The 15,502-nt window shown below is 62.5% G+C and carries 14 protein-coding genes and 1 pseudogene; 3 read left to right on the top strand and 12 right to left on the bottom strand.

Going from position 1 to position 15,502, the window contains the following annotated elements; genetic code table 11:
• On the bottom strand, positions 1 to 425 hold a 425-nt coding region (locus BV106_RS06095), incomplete at its 3' end, for a LysR family transcriptional regulator (protein ID WP_038162058.1).
• 89 nt (positions 426 to 514) lie between these two features.
• On the opposite strand from BV106_RS06095, the pseudogene BV106_RS06090 reads away from it, so the two are divergent.
• A pseudogene (locus BV106_RS06090) lies at positions 515 to 1,780 on the top strand (adenylosuccinate synthase); the annotation flags it as partial.
• Between the two features lie 661 nt (positions 1,781 to 2,441).
• On the opposite strand, the gene BV106_RS35115 reads toward BV106_RS06090, so the two are convergent.
• The 7 genes from BV106_RS35115 to hisG all read right to left on the bottom strand — a co-directional run bounded on the left by BV106_RS35115 (position 2,442) and on the right by hisG (position 8,392).
• Positions 2,442 to 2,957, bottom strand: coding sequence for a hypothetical protein (locus tag BV106_RS35115; RefSeq protein ID WP_265595381.1), 516 nt, complete (start codon positions 2,955 to 2,957; stop codon positions 2,442 to 2,444).
• Between the two features lie 226 nt (positions 2,958 to 3,183).
• Entirely contained in the window at positions 3,184 to 3,708 is a 525-nt protein-coding gene (locus BV106_RS06080) for a hypothetical protein (protein WP_265595380.1), read from the bottom strand.
• Between the two features lie 179 nt (positions 3,709 to 3,887).
• Positions 3,888 to 4,388 (bottom strand): hypothetical protein, encoded by a 501-nt coding sequence (locus BV106_RS06075; RefSeq protein ID WP_038162042.1) that lies wholly within the window; start codon positions 4,386 to 4,388, stop codon positions 3,888 to 3,890.
• Between the two features lie 314 nt (positions 4,389 to 4,702).
• Positions 4,703 to 6,493 carry a tetratricopeptide repeat protein gene (locus tag BV106_RS06070; protein ID WP_038162039.1) on the bottom strand — a complete coding sequence of 597 codons (1,791 nt, stop codon included), beginning with the start codon at positions 6,491 to 6,493 and terminating at the stop codon, positions 4,703 to 4,705.
• A gap of 21 nt (positions 6,494 to 6,514) precedes the next feature.
• Positions 6,515 to 7,111: a GNAT family N-acetyltransferase gene (locus tag BV106_RS06065; RefSeq protein ID WP_038162036.1), complete on the bottom strand. Its 597-nt coding sequence runs from the start codon at positions 7,109 to 7,111 to the stop codon at positions 6,515 to 6,517.
• A 235-nt stretch (positions 7,112 to 7,346) separates the two neighbouring features.
• On the bottom strand, positions 7,347 to 7,451 hold the full coding sequence (locus BV106_RS37090) for an AURKAIP1/COX24 domain-containing protein (protein WP_009965996.1): 105 nt from the start codon (positions 7,449 to 7,451) through the stop codon (positions 7,347 to 7,349).
• Between the two features lie 53 nt (positions 7,452 to 7,504).
• On the bottom strand, positions 7,505 to 8,392 hold the full coding sequence (hisG, locus tag BV106_RS06060) for an ATP phosphoribosyltransferase (RefSeq protein ID WP_038162034.1): 888 nt from the start codon (positions 8,390 to 8,392) through the stop codon (positions 7,505 to 7,507).
• Positions 8,393 to 8,738: 346 nt separating this feature from the next.
• Here hisG and rpiB point away from each other — a divergent pair, with 346 nt between their 5' ends.
• Positions 8,739 to 9,173 (top strand): ribose 5-phosphate isomerase B, encoded by a 435-nt coding sequence (gene rpiB / locus BV106_RS06055; protein WP_038162031.1) that lies wholly within the window; start codon positions 8,739 to 8,741, stop codon positions 9,171 to 9,173.
• An 82-nt stretch (positions 9,174 to 9,255) separates the two neighbouring features.
• Here the strand turns inward: rpiB and BV106_RS06050 are convergent, their stop codons facing one another.
• Positions 9,256 to 9,843, bottom strand: a complete 588-nt coding sequence (locus BV106_RS06050) for a PqiC family protein (RefSeq protein ID WP_038162029.1) — start codon at positions 9,841 to 9,843, stop codon at positions 9,256 to 9,258.
• A 32-nt stretch (positions 9,844 to 9,875) separates the two neighbouring features.
• A complete protein-coding gene (locus BV106_RS06045) occupies positions 9,876 to 10,415 on the bottom strand; it encodes an HAD family hydrolase (protein WP_038162027.1) in 540 nt (179 codons plus the stop codon).
• Positions 10,416 to 10,572: 157 nt separating this feature from the next.
• Here BV106_RS06045 and BV106_RS06040 point away from each other — a divergent pair, with 157 nt between their 5' ends.
• Positions 10,573 to 11,355, top strand: a complete 783-nt coding sequence (locus tag BV106_RS06040) for a DUF1080 domain-containing protein (RefSeq protein WP_038162049.1) — start codon at positions 10,573 to 10,575, stop codon at positions 11,353 to 11,355.
• 520 nt (positions 11,356 to 11,875) lie between these two features.
• Here BV106_RS06040 and BV106_RS06035 read toward each other — a convergent pair.
• Both BV106_RS06035 and BV106_RS06030 read right to left on the bottom strand, forming a co-directional pair.
• Positions 11,876 to 13,663 carry a hypothetical protein gene (locus BV106_RS06035; RefSeq protein WP_038162025.1) on the bottom strand — a complete coding sequence of 596 codons (1,788 nt, stop codon included), beginning with the start codon at positions 13,661 to 13,663 and terminating at the stop codon, positions 11,876 to 11,878.
• 23 nt (positions 13,664 to 13,686) lie between these two features.
• Complete coding sequence (locus BV106_RS06030) at positions 13,687 to 15,051, bottom strand: DUF1501 domain-containing protein (protein ID WP_051945231.1); 1,365 nt, start codon at positions 15,049 to 15,051, stop codon at positions 13,687 to 13,689.
• Positions 15,052 to 15,502 lie beyond the last annotated feature (451 nt).

Raw genomic sequence — 15,502 nt, 5'->3', positions numbered from 1 at the left:
TCAAAGCTGTCCCGCAGGGCCCCTACTTCCTCATTGGAAGAGCTCAGGCGGATTTCCAGTTGGGGGTGGCGGGCGTGAAAGTCCGCCAGCCGGGGAATGAGCCACCGCAGGGTGAAGGTGGCTGGCGCATTGACCCGCAGCACGCGGCGGGGATTCTGCGCGAGCTGGCGAAGCGTTGCCTCCTCGATCCGCTCAAACGCCCGCCCCACCTCCCGGAGGTAGTCTTGACCGGCCCCGGTGAGCGTCACTCCGCGATGCCGCCGCTCGAAGAGCGGACGCCCCAGCCAATCCTCCAGCTGCTGGATCTGGCGGCTGACGGCGCCGTGGGTGACATGCAGCACCTCTGCCGCCCGGGAGAAGCTCTCCAGCCGGGCCGCGGCCTCGAAGACGCGCAGGGCGTTGAGCGGCGGCAGCTGCCGGTTCAGGCGGGCAGCCTCCTGCTGTGAGTTTTCCTGACGCATGGCGTCATCTTAAGTCGATTGTCACCCGCCGCCAAGCGGAGAGCTTCTGCGGTATGAAAGCGAATCAACAATGCATCGTGATGGGAGCCCAGTGGGGCGATGAGGGGAAGGGCAAGATCGTGGACCTGCTGGCAGCTCAAGCCGACCGGGTGGTGCGGTTTAACGGGGGCAACAATGCGGGCCACACCCTGGTCGCGCGAGGCAGGACATGGAAGCTGAATCTCCTGCCCTGCGGCCTGCTTCATGGGCGGCCGGGGGTCATCGGCAGCGGCGTGGTGCTGGACCCGGAAGCGCTCTTTCGCGAGATCAACGCCGTGCAACAGCAGGGGCTTGATGTGACCCCTGATCAACTCACCGTCTCAGACCGCACCGCGCTGGTGCTGCCGATGCACCGCCAGGTGGAGGCGGCCGAGGAGTCCCGCCGCCGCAGACCCATCGGGACCACGCTGCGGGGAATCGGCCCGGCGATCCAGGACAAGGCGGGCCGACGCGCCATCCGGGCGGGGGATCTGGCCGATGCCACGCTGCTGGAGGAGCGGGTGGACGATCTGCTCTCCTATCACAATGCGCTGCTCACCGGCTGGGGTGAGCCGACGGTGGACAAGGACGTGCTGCTCCAGCAGTTGCGGGCACTGGCTCCCCGCCTGCTCCCTTACGTCGACGCCGTGCCTCCGCTGCTGGAGGCCTCTGTCCGGGCGGGTGAACGTCTGCTGTATGAGGGGGCGCAGGCCATCCTCCTGGATGTGGATCACGGTACCTATCCGTACGTCACCTCCTCCCACACCGCCGCGGCCCAGGCCGCGCTGGGCACCGGCTACGGGGCGGCCGTGCAGGCCACGGTGCTGGGTGTCTGCAAGGCCTACACCACCCGGGTGGGCAATGGCCCCTTCCCCACGGAGTTAGGCGGTCCAGACGGCGACGCCCTCCGCGAGCGCGGTGGCGAGTACGGGGTGAACACCGGCCGGCCGCGCCGCTGTGGCTGGTTCGATGCAGCAACCGTTCGTGCTGGCATCCGCGCCGGCGGCATTCAGTCCCTGGCGCTGACCAAGCTGGATGTGCTGGACGGCTTGCCCGAGGTGCGGGTGGCGGTCGCGTATCGACAGAAGGAGGAATTTCTCCAAGAACCACCGGCTGACCTCTCCGGTGATCTGGAGCCGGTTTATGAGACCCTGCCCGGCTGGAGCCAGCCCACGGCTGGGATTCGTGATTTCCATGAACTCCCTGCGGAGGCTCGCGGCTTCGTCGGTCGCATCGAAGAGCTCACTGGAGTTCCGGTGATCTTGATCTCCACGGGAGCGCATCGGGATGACACGATCGTGCGGGGATGTCCGTTTTATGGCTCACGCTCCAGCACTCACCCGCCGGTCATTGATAACCATCCGCCCAGCGCCCATGTAGCTGACGACGTGAGGAGACACTAACTGAAGCGTCTGCAGCGATCATCCCGCTACACACTCCGCACACCCAGCATCCCGCTCGTCCCAGCGCACACCTTGGGCACCTGTCCCGCTTCCCGGCCACATCGGTGCAGACCGGAAAATTTGTGTCTCCTCACGTCGTCAACTACGACCGGCTTTGGCGTGCTCAGGCAGATGGCGAGATTCTACGGCCATTGGAGCTGAGGCAGCCCGATGGCTCACGCTCCATGCCTGCACTCACCCGCCGGTCATTGATAACCATCCGCCCGGCGCCCATGTAGCTGACGACGTGAGGAGACACTAACTGAAGCGTCTGCAGCGATCATCCCGCTACACACCTCCGCACACCCAACATCCCGCTCCCACCCGCCCAAGCGCACACCTTGGGCACCTGTCCCGCTTTCCCGCCACATCGGCACATCGGCACAGACCGGAAAATTTGTGCCTCCTCATGTCGTCAACTACAACCGGCTTTGGCGTGCTCAGGCAGAGGGTAAGATTCTACGGCCATGGGAGCTGAGGCAGCCTGAAAGGGGTTGTGCAGAGTGAACGTGGAAGAACACTACCTTCTCCGTTCACGACCGCTGACGCCGCCTTTGCTCTTGCTGGAACTGGAGCTGCTGCTCCTCCTGGAGACGTTGCGGCTGTTCAGCGTGCTGTCACCCCGGCGGATCATCGCGTTGTGCTGGTTCTTCTTCAGCTGGCTGGAGTGGTAGTGGTCACCGTGGGGCACCTGCCGGTTGTAGGAGTTACCGCCCCGGTAGGATGAGTAGGAACGCCGGTAGTTCCCATCGTGGTGATGGTGGTGATCGTCGTAGTAGCGGTTCCTGTAGTAGTAGGAACTGGCCAGGAGTCCGCCGCCGCCATAGCCGTAACCATACGGGTAGCCTCCATAGTACGAAGAGCCGTACGAGGGGTAGCCGCCGTAGTAGGACCCGCGGTATCGGACGGGGTAGTAGTCATCGTCACCGTAGTACCCACCGCCGTAGGGCTCGCGGTAGGCATAACCATCCACCACGCAGCTGGACAGGAGTATGGAGAGACCGAGCGCGGTGGCCAAAAGGGGGATTTTCGCCAAAAGAGTCATAGCAAAGGAGTTTGACGTCCCCCTCTGCCCAATCATTCAAAGACGCGACAAACTATAATCAGCGGCGCTGATCGTTTGTTGAATCCGCCAGCCGCAGGAGACGCGAAGGGGGGAGCGCAGTTATGGGTTAGGTGTTAGAGGTTAAGAGAGGTGAGAGACACGTTTGATGCCCCTCCCATCTCTTCACTCTTAACGTCTAACCCTTAATACCTAACTCTCACCGCCTCTCCCGCCCGTGGATGCCGCCCTTTTTGTTGTCATCGTCATCCTTTTTCTTGGATGAGGAGCTGCGGCTGGAGGAGGAAGACTTGCGATTGTCGTCGTCATCGCCCCGGCGGACCATGGACTGGTGCTGCTCCTTCTTCGTCTGGCTGGAGTGGTAGTGGTCCCCGTGGCGCACGTCCGAGGAGCGCGAGGAACTGGAGGACGAGTACTTCTTGTTGGAGGAGGAACTGTACTTGCGGTCATGGTCATGATCATGATCGTGGTCGTGATCATGATTGTCGTAGTACCGCCTGCGGTTGTACGAGGACCCGTACCCTGAGCCGTAGTAATTCCCGTAGTTCCCGCCGTAGTAGTTTCCTCCGTAACCGCTGCTGTAGCGTCGCGGGTAGGACGAACCCTCATAGTAGCCACCGGGGGAATCGGAGTAGCCGTAGCCGTCATCCACCACACAACTGGAAAGAAGCAGGGGCAGGGCCACGGCGGCTGAAACAACAGGAAGAGAGGCGCGGAGGTTCATGAGATGTGAGGAGCTCAGGATGATCTGACGCAGCGGCAGGCTCGTCCATTCAAACAATGGAAAAAGTTCTGTCCCGCCCCGCCAGCGGGACTGCCTGCGTCTGCGTGACACCCGTGTATCGGCCCAGTCCCGGTGCCGCGCCTTCTCTTCTTTGAGGAGAACGAGCGGAGCCTCCGCCATCAATTGCGCTCCCTGCCGCCAATGCCGCCGCTGGGGCCGCTGTCTTTGTCACTGGAGCTGGAACTGGAACCGGAGTGGTTGTCGCTCTTGCTGTCGTTGCTACTGCTGCTGCCCTTGTCATCGCTGCCGCCGCCGCTTTCCCGGCTGCTCACCGCATCGGATGAGGAGGTGGAAATATCGCTGCTGCTGGAGCTGGAACCGGAGTCTGAGCCGGAGGAACGTGAGCTGCTGCGTTCACTCTTGCCGTGCTCTGACTTCCCCTGGGAGGATTTGGACCGGGTGGAGTCGCCACCGCGGTGGTACCTTTCATCGCTCAGGTTGCGGGCATCGGCCGAGTAATCGTAGCCGTGGTTCCGCCATTCATAGGTGTCCGGCGGGGACAGGTCTGGGATCTCACAGCCCGGCATCAGCAGGAGCGCCCAGGCGGCGCAGGCGATCAAACGGACTTTGTTCTGGCCCGGACGGGCGGACGATGGGGAGGAGGGCGGGCTCGCTTTCATGGGGACGGTGTCAATTCAACGCTACGGCCGAAGAAAACCCGTCGTGCAGGAAATTTTGGACATTGGAGGAATGTCGGCCTGGGCTGCCTTATGCGGGCGCAAGTCACCCGTTGAGCTATTGGCCGATATGGGCCTACCGCTCCGCGGTAGAATTCTCCACCCGGGTTACCATGGGTAGTCCTCGCTCCACTCGGCCGACCCATGGCTACGGATGGCGAACCCTCCGGGTTCATGATGTGACACGGCACACAGTCCCGGCCACCTCTTACCTCCACCGACCGCTTACCTTTTTACCTCTTACCACTTACCGAAACCTACTCCTTGTCCGTCGGGGCGCTTTTGGCGGGTGGCGGCGGGGTGATGCCCAGGGCCTTTTGCGCCCGTGCCTTCACCTCTTCGACATCGGTGTTGGAGTCCAGCACACGTTTCCAGTAGGACTTGGCGTCCTCCGTCTGGCCCAGCTGTTCGTAGGTCTGGGCGATGTGATCCAGGATTTCCGCATCGGCTCCGGAGTCGGAGAACTCCTTCATGAGATGCTCGGCGCGGAGCAGTTCCGCAAGAGCCTCCTTGGCCTTGCCTTGCTTGAAGAGCAGCCAGCCCATGCTGTCCACGAAGGCGGGGTTGTTCTGCTCCAGCTCGTTGGCCTTGCGGATGAGCTGCTCGGCCTTGTCCAGATGCTGCCCCTGGTCCAGCCACATGTAGCCCAGGTAGTTCATGGTATTGGCCGCCCGGGGTGGATCGTGCGCCGGGGTGAGGGTGATGCTCTTCTCAAACTGACGGGCAGCCGCGTCGAACTGGTGGCTGCGCTCCAGCGCCACGCCCCAGTGGAAGTGGAATTGATCGTCCAGGAGCTCTGCGGCATTCGTCTCCGCCTGGCGGGCGGCCTGCTCAAAGAGCTTCGCGGCATCGGCGTACTTGTCCCCCTGGGTCAGTGCGATGGCCCGGTGGTAAGTGATGCGGGGCTCTCCTGGGAAGAGCTGTTGGGCCCGCTGGGTGAACTTCTCAAACCGCTCCGCGTTGTTGGCGAACCGCAGCAGCTTGCAGAGATTCAGGTAGTCATTGAGGTCTCCCCCACCCGCCTGGAGGGCGGCTTCGAACTGGTCTGCGGCCGGGCCGATCTCCTGCTTCTGCACGAGCTGGGCGCCCAACAGGCGGCGGTGCTCCACGTCGGCGGGGTAAGCTTCCACGAGGTCCTGGAGGGCCTTGTAGGAATCATCCGGACGCTCCATGGCCTCATAGAGCCGCACGAGACGCTTCCGGGCATCGAGGCTGTTGGAACGGGCCACCATGTCCTCGCAGATCGCAGCGGCCTGATCGAGCTGGTTGCTGAAGAGGTAATAGTCCGCCACCTGGATGAGGGCGTCCGGGTCGCGGGAGGACTGCGCCTGCTCGCGGGCCTTGGTGATGAAGGCATTCACCTTGCCCAGATGATCGGCACGACGCTCCTGGTCGGCGATTGGCCAGACCTCCTGGGCCATACGGGCGAGCTGCAGCCAGAAGGTTGCGGACGAAGGTTTGGCAAACTCTGGGGCGAGCGCCCGCTCCAGCACGGCGCTGGCTTCACTGCGTCGTCCCTGGGTGAGGTGGAGCCGGACGGCGGTCTCGTAGGCTGCAGCATCCTGCGGGAAGCTGCTCAAGGCCTGCTCCGCCACCTTGGCCGCCCGGGCGAGGAGCCCGTTCTCCGCCGAGCCATGCGTGAGGCAGAACTGGATGAAATTGGCGGAGGGCTCCGGCGATTTGGGATGCGCCTTGATGGCCTGCTCCAGCAGCGCCACGGCGGCCTCCTCCCCCTGGAAATTCAGGGTGAGCTCGGCGATGTGCGCGACCAGTTCCGGCTCGCCTGCATCTGCTTTCAGGAAGCTCAGGTAGTGCGGCAGGGAGTCGCGAACCTTGCCTGAAGCTTCAAGATTCCGTGCGGTCAGGTAGTGCGCCAAAGCGATCGCGTGCTGCTCTGCCGCTCCGGCCAGCTGATGTGCCGGTTGCGCGGGCGAGTTGGCATCCAGATCCGCCAGCGCCGGCACTGCAGCGCGCAGGGTGGCAGGGATCAATCCGGAAGCCATCAGCCCCAGGCTGATGCTGAATCTGACCGCGGAATGCATCTTCATGACGGTAATGTAACACGGACACTAGCGGGAGTTGCTTTCCGTTACGAGCAGGGAATGTGCGAGCACCCGAGTCATTTTGACCACAGGGAGGGTCAAACCGTTCCCGAGGGGGATTTCTGACCGCTCCACCACCTCATAGCCTGCTGCGGCATAGAGCGGTTCCCCGGCCAGGGTGGCGACCAGATCTGCCCGCTGAAAGCCCTGCGCCAGCGCGGCCGATTCACACGCCGCAAGCAGACGGCGCCCCAATCCCCGTCGAGCCCACTGGGGATGCACGAAGAAGGCCCGGACACGCGCCGCTTCCCTGGCGGGATCCAGCAGTGACTCATCGCCCGCCGCCGCGGAGCGATCCGTACTGCCGCCAAAGAGCGCCCTCCTCCGGCTCCAGCCTCCACAGGCCACCATTTCCCCATCGGCGGCTTCCATCACAAAATAGGTACCGTCATCGATCAATTGCCGGTCCACCCCAAACACCGGCCCCAGCGCTGCCTGCCGCTGCGCCTCCGAGTACTGCGCCGCTTGCAAGGTGTTCACCGAGAGCTCGATCAGCTCTCCCAAAATCGGAGCGTCCTCAGGGTGGGCAAGACGGAGGACGGGGGCGTCAGGGGAAAGAGACACAGAGCAAAAATTAGGAATTAGAAATGATGAATTAGGAATGAATTGCCTAGCTCCACAAGGAAGGGGCTTCGGAAGCCTCATTCACAATTCCTAATTCATCATTCCTAATTTCTGAAGCTCCTCTTGAAAACACCGAAAGCGTCGATGCACTGGGCATCGACGCTTTGCAGGACAAACTGAGATAAAGAAACGAACGGGCAGCGGAAGGCGGCCTGGGCGCACCTCCCTGCGGGCTCTAGCTCTTGTAACGCAAGCGCTTCTTGTGGCGGTTGGCCTTCATGCGCTTCTTACGCTTGTGTTTGTTGATCTTCGTCTTACGACGCTTCTTGAGCGAGCCCATGTCTGTATGTTTTTGGTTTTAGTTGGAGTAGAGTCTGGTCTTAAAAAAAGCGGTCAGTGGACGACTTTGTTCAATGGATACTCAATGATTCCCTCAGCACCCAAGGCTTTGAGGGCGGGTATCATCTCACGAACGACGGATTCGTCAATGATCGTTTCCACCGCGACCCAGCCGCCACCGGCCAGGTTGGAAATGGTAGGCCTGCGCAGGGAAGGCAGGGCGTGCAGCAGATTCTCCAGCTTGTGCTCTGGGAGGTTCATCTTGATGCCCACCTTGTAACGGGCCTCCAGGGCGCCGTTCAGGAGGAGGGCCAGGCGCTGCATCTTCTCGCGCTTCCAGGGATCGATGTAGGCGTTCTTGCTGGAGACGAACTGCGGATAGCTCTCCATGAGCGTGTCCACGATGCGCAGCTTGTTCGCGCGGAGGGAGGAGCCGGTCTCGGTGATGTCCACGATGGCGTCCACCAGCTCAGGCACTTTCACCTCGGTGGCACCCCAGCTGAATTCCACCTCGGCATTGACGCCGTTCTTCTCCAGATAGGTCTTGGTCAGGCCCACAGCCTCGGTGGAGATGCGCTTGCCTTCCAGGTCCTTGACGCTCTTGATCGGGGAGTCCTCAGGCACCACAAGCACCCAGCGGGTGGGCAGGGAGGTGGCCTTGCTGTAGCGCAGGTCGGTGATGACCTCGATGTCCGCCTGGTTCTCCGCGATCCAGTCGCGGCCGGTGATGCCGCAGTCCAGGAACCCGTGGTCCACATAGCGGCCAATTTCCTGGGCGCGCAGCAGGCGGATCTCCAGCTCGGCGTCATCTACGCTGGGCCGGTAGGACCGCGAGTTGACGATGATGTTGAAGCCCGATCGCTTAAAAAGATCAAGCGTCGGATCCTGCAGGCTGCCCTTGGGCAGGCCGATTCGGAGGATGTTTTTCGGGGCTTCCGCCATGGTGCGATTTTGCAAAAGGGCGGAGAGGATACACAGGGGGGGCGGCTTGGCGAATGGAAATTTCAATCAAGGGTCAGTAGGAAGGCGTCAGGGTGATGTCAGGGGTGGGTGGAAGGGAAAGTTAAACCACAGAGGCACAGAGAACACAGAGGGAGGCAGGAGGGGTTGGGGTCGGTGAAATGAACCGATCCGCGCAGGCCCTCCAAGGGGAACGAAGAGGGTTGGAGTTCCGCTTTCAAGCGGTCAGGAGCATCTTCCTCCCGCCCCCGGTGACTTTTGCCGGGCATCGTGCGCATGCTATGATAAATAGCCCCCTCACTCCTTTCCTGTCCCCTCCCCTTTTCTCATGAAGATCTCTATTGGCTCTGACCACGCCGGATTCGCTTACAAAGAGAAGATCAAGACCTTCCTCCAGTCCCTGGGGCATGAGGTGCTGGACTTCGGCACCTACAGTGCGGATCCGGTGGACTACCCCACCTATGTGCGGCCCGCCGCCGAGGCGGTGGCCAAGGGGGAGGCGGATCGCGGGATCGTGCTGGGCGGCTCCGGCAACGGGGAGGCCATTGTAGCCAACAAAGTGCGCGGCGTGCGCTGCTCTCTCTGCTGGAGCCACGACACGGCCCGCTGGGCTCGCGAACACAATGACGCCAATGTCCTGGCCATCGGCGAGCGCACCATCTCCCCGGAACTGACGCTGGAGATCGTGAAGATCTGGCTGGAAACCGAGTTCACGGCCGGGCGCCATCTGGCCCGGGTGCAGGCGATTGAGGGGAAAGGTTAGGGGTTAGATGTTATGAGTGAAGGGTTATGAGGCGGGATGAGCGGGGCACTGCTCATCACCCATAACTCTTAACGCTTAACTTCTAACGTTTAACGCCTAACGTCCTCCCCACCTCTGCGGCGAATCGCGCAATCAGGCGACTCTCTGCCGCGACCAGTTCATCGTAGCCGTCTTTGCTGAGGGCCTCGGTGCCGGACCAGGAGCGGGTGGCGATGAGCTTGCGGTCTGGGAGGGAATAGACCCGCCAGGTGGCTTCCAGGACGGCATCTCCCTCTGAGGTGCCGTGCAGGTGGGTGAGATCCACGGAGATCTGGTACTTGAGCCCTTCATCCATCTCCCACGGGTAGGTGCGGAGATTGCCTGTCTTGAGCTGACGCCCCAGATTGGTGGCCAGCACGCGGGCGAAGTTGTCCTCCAACTTGCCTGCCCAGCGATGAGACTCCGCCACGGCGATGCGCGTGCCGTTTTCCTGCATCACGAGATTGGGCCGGTCCAGATAGCCAGCCAGGGCCACGGGCCCGACGCCAATGCCCACCCCACTGCCGGAGGGCGCGGGACCATCCGCTGTGAGCACGTAGAAGGCGCGGGTGGGTGCCGAGGAACAGGAGGAGAGCAGCCCGAGACCGAACGCCAGGGGTGCGAGGAGGAACAAAGCGCGATGGAGAGTCATTGAGGGGGGAGAGATGACAAAGACGGATCGGATCAGGCGGGGAGGACGCGCTCCAGCAAGGCTGGCAGCTCCGATACGCTCTGTAGCGTGTGCAAAGCCGCGACCGTGGCCTCCTTTTCGCCCAGGACTCGGATCGTGCGAGGCACCCCGGCGTTCACTGCCATCTGGATGTCGCGGTCGTGATCGCCGATCAGCCAGGAGCGACTGAGGTCCAGATCATGTGCGGCGGCGGCCTGCTCGATCATCTCCGGGGAGGGCTTGCGGCAGGTGCAGTCTGGATCGCTGGAGAGGCAGGTGCAGGCGTAGATGGCGTCAAATTGCGCGCCGTGCGGAGCCAGGGCGGCCTGCATGCGGGCGTGAATGTCATCCAGCGTGGCCTGGGTCATGAGGCCTTTGCCGACGCCTTGCTGACTGGTCACGACGATGAGCTTGAATCCGGCGGCCTTGAGGCGGGCCAGGGCCTCGATGATGCCCTCAGAGAAGTGAAACGCCTCCCAGCTCAGCACATAGCCCGCTCCGGGCGAGACATTGACGACTCCATCACGATCAAAGAAAAATGCGGGGGATGACATGGGGCTGAAAGAAGTGGCCTGCGCCAGCCCACAGCTAGCGGAGACCGGAGCGCCCGTCATGCGCAAATAAGGGATGCCGGGCAAGAAGACCCCGGCTGCGGGTGTAACCCTGCCTTCAAGGTTTTTTGCACCCCTTCCCTTTGCCCGCACCCGCTTCATGAAACGCAACCGCACTCTCCTCTCCTGCCTGCTGCCCCTGGCGCTCGCCACGGCCGCCCTCTCCCAGAGCCCCGCCCCCAACCTTGGCGCAGGCGCCAAGCCGGAGGAGGGCGCGGAGGTCATCCTGGATGGCTCCCGGAAGATGCTGGATGACAAGTGGACCTACTGGGAGGGGCCCCGCTTCGCCTCCGCGCTGCCCATCAAGTGGAAAGAGGTGGAGGACCCCGTGGACGGCGGCACCGCCATCATGACCGATGACCGGGCGGCGGACAAAGGAAAGTACGGCGCGGCAGACATCGTGACGAAGAAGCCGTACCGCGACTTCCGCCTGCACATCGAGTTCTACATCGCCAAACCCGGCGGCAACAGTGGGGTGTACCTGCAGAACCGGTATGAGATCCAGGTGCTGGACGGCGACAAGACCAAGCACGGCATGGGCGCGGTGATCAACGAGACGGAATCCCCGTATGACGCCTACCTCGGCGTGGGCAAGTGGAACAGCTATGACATCGTCTTCCGCGCGGCCCGGTTCGTGGACGGCAAGCTGGTGGAGAAGCCGCTGGTGACGATGTATTTCAACGGGAAGAAGGTGCACAAGAACGTGGCCATCAGCAAGGTCTGGGGTGGCCCCAACTCCGGTGTGGACGGAGGAAACAACAACGGGTTCGGCATCACCGACACCCCGCAGGGCCTGAAGCTCCAGTGCGAAGGGCACGATGTGCGGTATCGCAACACCTGGATCAAGGAGCTGGATCTGAAGAAGGCGGACACGGATTTTTAGAGCCCCCTACGGGGGCAGACCCCAGACTGCCAGACTCCAGACATCAGACTTGAGCTGGCGCATGGGGGAAGCTTAAAGTAGTAAGGAGCTTTAGCTCGTCAGTCGAATCACCCGGGACTTCCAATATCGAGCTAAAGCTCTGCACTACGTTGCCGCGCTGCGCCTGCTGCTAAATGCAGTAGCGGGCTACTTTACTCCGCACCTCCAGCCAGGCCCGAGGGGTTTGAGCATGCGGAGAGATAGAGACGTCATGGGACCGCTTGTTCGGGACCGGGACAGGAATGTCCCTCACTCCTTTTACTGACCGCGGGCTTGGAAGCCTAAACCGTTCCCAAAGCCGGTTGGCACTACCGGACTACCCCACGGATGGCTGCAGGAAAGTAGTGCTAGGCTTTAGCCTGGCGTTCGTGCCGCGAGGCCGCGCGACTGAACAGGCTGAAGCCTGTGACGGCTTTGCTCCGCTTCCACTGCGTCAGCCAAAGTCTGATGTCTGGCAGTCTGGAGTCTCCCGCGAGAGGGCCTACTTTGCTTCACCCTTGACCTCAGGTCTTGTGTCTTGTGTCTTCAATTCTTGTGTCTCGCGCGAAGCGCTCTGTGTCTCTTGTGCAGCCGGCTTCCCCGCCACGCTCAGCCACAGCCGGGAGTCCTCGTTCACCAACCTATCTCCGCGAGGCTCCACGCCGCGCAGGTCATAGACGGCCTTGTACTCCGCCGCGGCATCGGGCGGGGAGGTCTTGAGAACTACCTCCACGGGTCCGCTAAAGGAAACAACCTCTGCCGTAGCCGCCAGTTTCAGCGTCACCTCGCCGCCCTTCTTTCCAGGAACCTCGACTTCTGCCACGGTTACACCAGCGGGCAAGCCGGTGACGGAGGCCATCAGCTTGCCCTTGAACTCGCCGGTCACGGCGGCAGTCAGTTTCAGATCCGCCGTTTTACCGGCTTCGAGTTTCAAAGCGTTTTCCGCGAGCGTGCCCAGCACCACCGGCCGCACCGGCACGGCGGACGCGGGACTGATTTGCACCTGGTAAACGTAGTTCCATCCGCCACGCTGGAAGCGGTCGCTGATGGCCAGCACGAACTTCCCGTCCACCGGAGCTTTCCAGTTCAGCACGGGATCAAAGACCCCCTCCTTCGCGTCATCGGCCTGACCGATCAACGTGCCCACGAGGTTCTCGACCCGAAGCCACGCATCCAGCGGCGCGTGCAAAGAGGAAGAAGCGACCTTAAACACATAGGTCTCCCCTTTCTTGGTGGCGAACATGAGCCGGTCTTCGTCACCTGACGTCTGCAGCACACCCTGCCAGGTGACGGCTCCCGCAGGGGTCAGCACGTTCGCCTCCGCCTCCTTGGCGGTTTGATTGGGTTCGGTTTCCAACACCGTCTCCCCATCATGCAGAGCGACGCGCAATGGCTCGGGGCTGGAACTCATGATTCCCACAAACTCAGCGCCGGGCGCGGCCGTTGTGGCATCCACCTCAAAGACCGGCCCTTTGAAGTCCCCCGCCCCGCAGTTCCAGCCCAGCGATTGCACAGATGATTTTGCGCCCCGTTTCACGCCGGGTGGCCAGGCCAGTCGCGGCGTGGGTTCCTGAGTGATCGTCAATCGATACACATGATCCAAGCTCCCCCTCAGGCTAACATCGGCCGCAGGCGGGTGCGCATAACTCATCACTTGGACGACATAAGTGCCCGTCTTCTTGATCTCATAGGCGATCTGCGGATCCAGATTGTGCGAATCATGCCCCAGCGCTAGTTCGGTGCCATGCTCATCCAGCAGCCGCATCGCGGGATCCATCTGCATGCCCAGGCCATAGCCATGCAATACGGCCACCAGCCACTGACCCTCCTTCGCTGTGAACTTGAACGCATCGGCATCGCCCGCCTTGTCCAGGCGGCCATTCACCGTGACCGGCAGAGCGGCGAGCGCCTGCGCCGCAGTATGAGCATCATCATTGGGTTCGGTGTCCGTGACCTCCGCCACCGATGCCGTGCCCACGATGAAAGTTCTGGGCACACTCGCCCCTTCGGCATTGAAAAAGCGCACCAGGTGCGGGCCTGGCGGCGTGTCCGCAGCCAGGCTGACCTCAAAGACATTGGGCTTGGCCCCCGGCTTGAAGGTGATGCCAGCGTGATCCGCCCACACGGAGGGAGCCGGCTTCCCCACCGCACCGGTCACGGTGAGAGGAAATGTCGTCCCCGGCCGGCCGCCGGCGGGATACAGGGTGGTCACCGCTGGCGCGGCACCTTGGAGCGCCCCCGCTGCCCAGAACGGGGCAAGGAGGCTGAGAGTCGTCCACAACCGCTTCATGAGGAGCGAGAGCCCGCAGGCGATCAGGCAAAAAGCGGTGCGATGGGACTGCCGCCGTTCACAAGCTGGATGGGCCGGCCCGTGTTCGTGTGCAGCACCTGATGGGGGTTGATGCCCAGCTTGGTGTAGAGCGTGTTGGCAAAGTCCTCCGGGGAATGCACGTCATCGCTGGCGTAGTACCCCTTGGGATCTGTAGCCCCGATCACTCCACCACGCGGCACGCCCGCCCCGGCGAAGAGCACACTCATCGCCCCCGGCCAGTGATCCCGGCCGCCATCCTTGTTGATCTTCGGCGTGCGGCCAAACTCGCCCAGCGCCACCACAAGCGTACTTTCCAACAACCCACGGCGGTCAAGATCCGTGAGGAGTGCGGCCATGCCCTGGTCAAACTTCTGCATGAACTCACCCTTGCAGGTCTTGAAGATCTGGCGGTGATGATCCCAGCCGCCGTAGTGCACCGTGACAAAGGACACGCCCACCTCCACCAGACGGCGGGCGAGCAGCATCTGCTGGCCCAGATTGTTGCGGCCGTAGAGGTCGCGAGTCTTCTCATCCTCACGCTGGATGTCGAAGGCTTCCTGCGCAGGCTGCGAGCCGATGAGGTCCACCGCCTGACCGTAAAAGGTGTCAAAGCTCACGGCCGGATCATCCGCCACCGCGTCGTGGAAGCGCTTCATGCGATCCAGCGAGGTGCGCAGTTCCCGGCGGGCGAGACCACGGGCGTCGGAGATTTCCGTGGGCAGCACGACATCGCGCACCTTGAACCCCTTGGCATTGGGGTCGCCGCCAATGACAAACGGCGCATGCTGAGCCCCGAGGAAGTTCGGCCCGCCGGAGCGCGTGATGGACGGCAGGGACATGTAGGCGGGCAGGCCGCTCTTGACCCCGCGTTCATAGGAAACAACGGAACCAAAGGATGGATGGAAAGTGACGAACGCGCCACAGCCCACCGGCACCGGCGTGGGCGAGCCCGTCATCAGGTAGTGGTTCCCCGCGCCGTGGTTGGGATCCTTGTGACAGATGGAGCGCACCACCGTCATCTTGTCCATCACCTTGGCCAGATGCGGCACGCAGTCGGAGAAATGGACGCCCGGCACATTGGTCGGGATCGTGCCGAACTCGCCGCGGATCTCTGAAGGGGCATCCGGCTTGGGGTCAAAGGATTCGTAGTGCGACGGACCTCCGTCCAGCCACACCATGATGCAGTTGATGGGGCGCGACATGGAGACGCCCGTGGTGGGAAGCTCCGCCGCATTTGCCGCCCGCGCCCGCATGAGATCCGTGAAACCCAGACCGCCGCCCGCAGCCGTCAACCCCAGGCGGAGGAAATCCCTGCGCGTAGCTCCAGCGCAGTTGTGGGTGGTGCGGGTCAGGTAGGGGCGGGACATTGCAGGATCGTGACAGTGAGACAGAGACACTAACGGAAAAGTGGTGCTTTTCTTGCGCCAAGCCCCCCAGTTGACCCCCTTGATGGTTACAAAAGGATCAGAATGGATTCCTTTCTGCGGGGGATGGGGGCGGGGAAAGTAGTGGCAGTCCCGAAGGGCGAGACTGCGGTGCGCACTGAGTCCAATTCGGCAACTGGGCAGGCATGAAGTCGGACGCGCCAACGCTTCGCTCCCACGCGGGGCTAGGAACCCCCGCCTCCTTTAGGCTTCGAGGCCCGCGGTCAGTAAAAGGAGCGAGGGAGATTCCTGTCCCGGTCGGACGTGCTATCCCTGAGGTGGGAGACCTCATCACCATCAAATGCCTCAAAACGTTGCATTCCTTCGCTCGCACAGCCGGTTGGGACAACCGGACTACGCCTGCAGGCGGCTGCTGAAAGTAGTGCAGAGCTTT

The organism is Verrucomicrobium sp. BvORR106, from assembly GCF_000739655.1.
Lineage (GTDB): Bacteria > Verrucomicrobiota > Verrucomicrobiia > Verrucomicrobiales > Verrucomicrobiaceae > Verrucomicrobium.
Note: the sequence above shows the minus strand (reverse complement) of the source record. Positions and strands in the feature narration are given on the sequence as shown.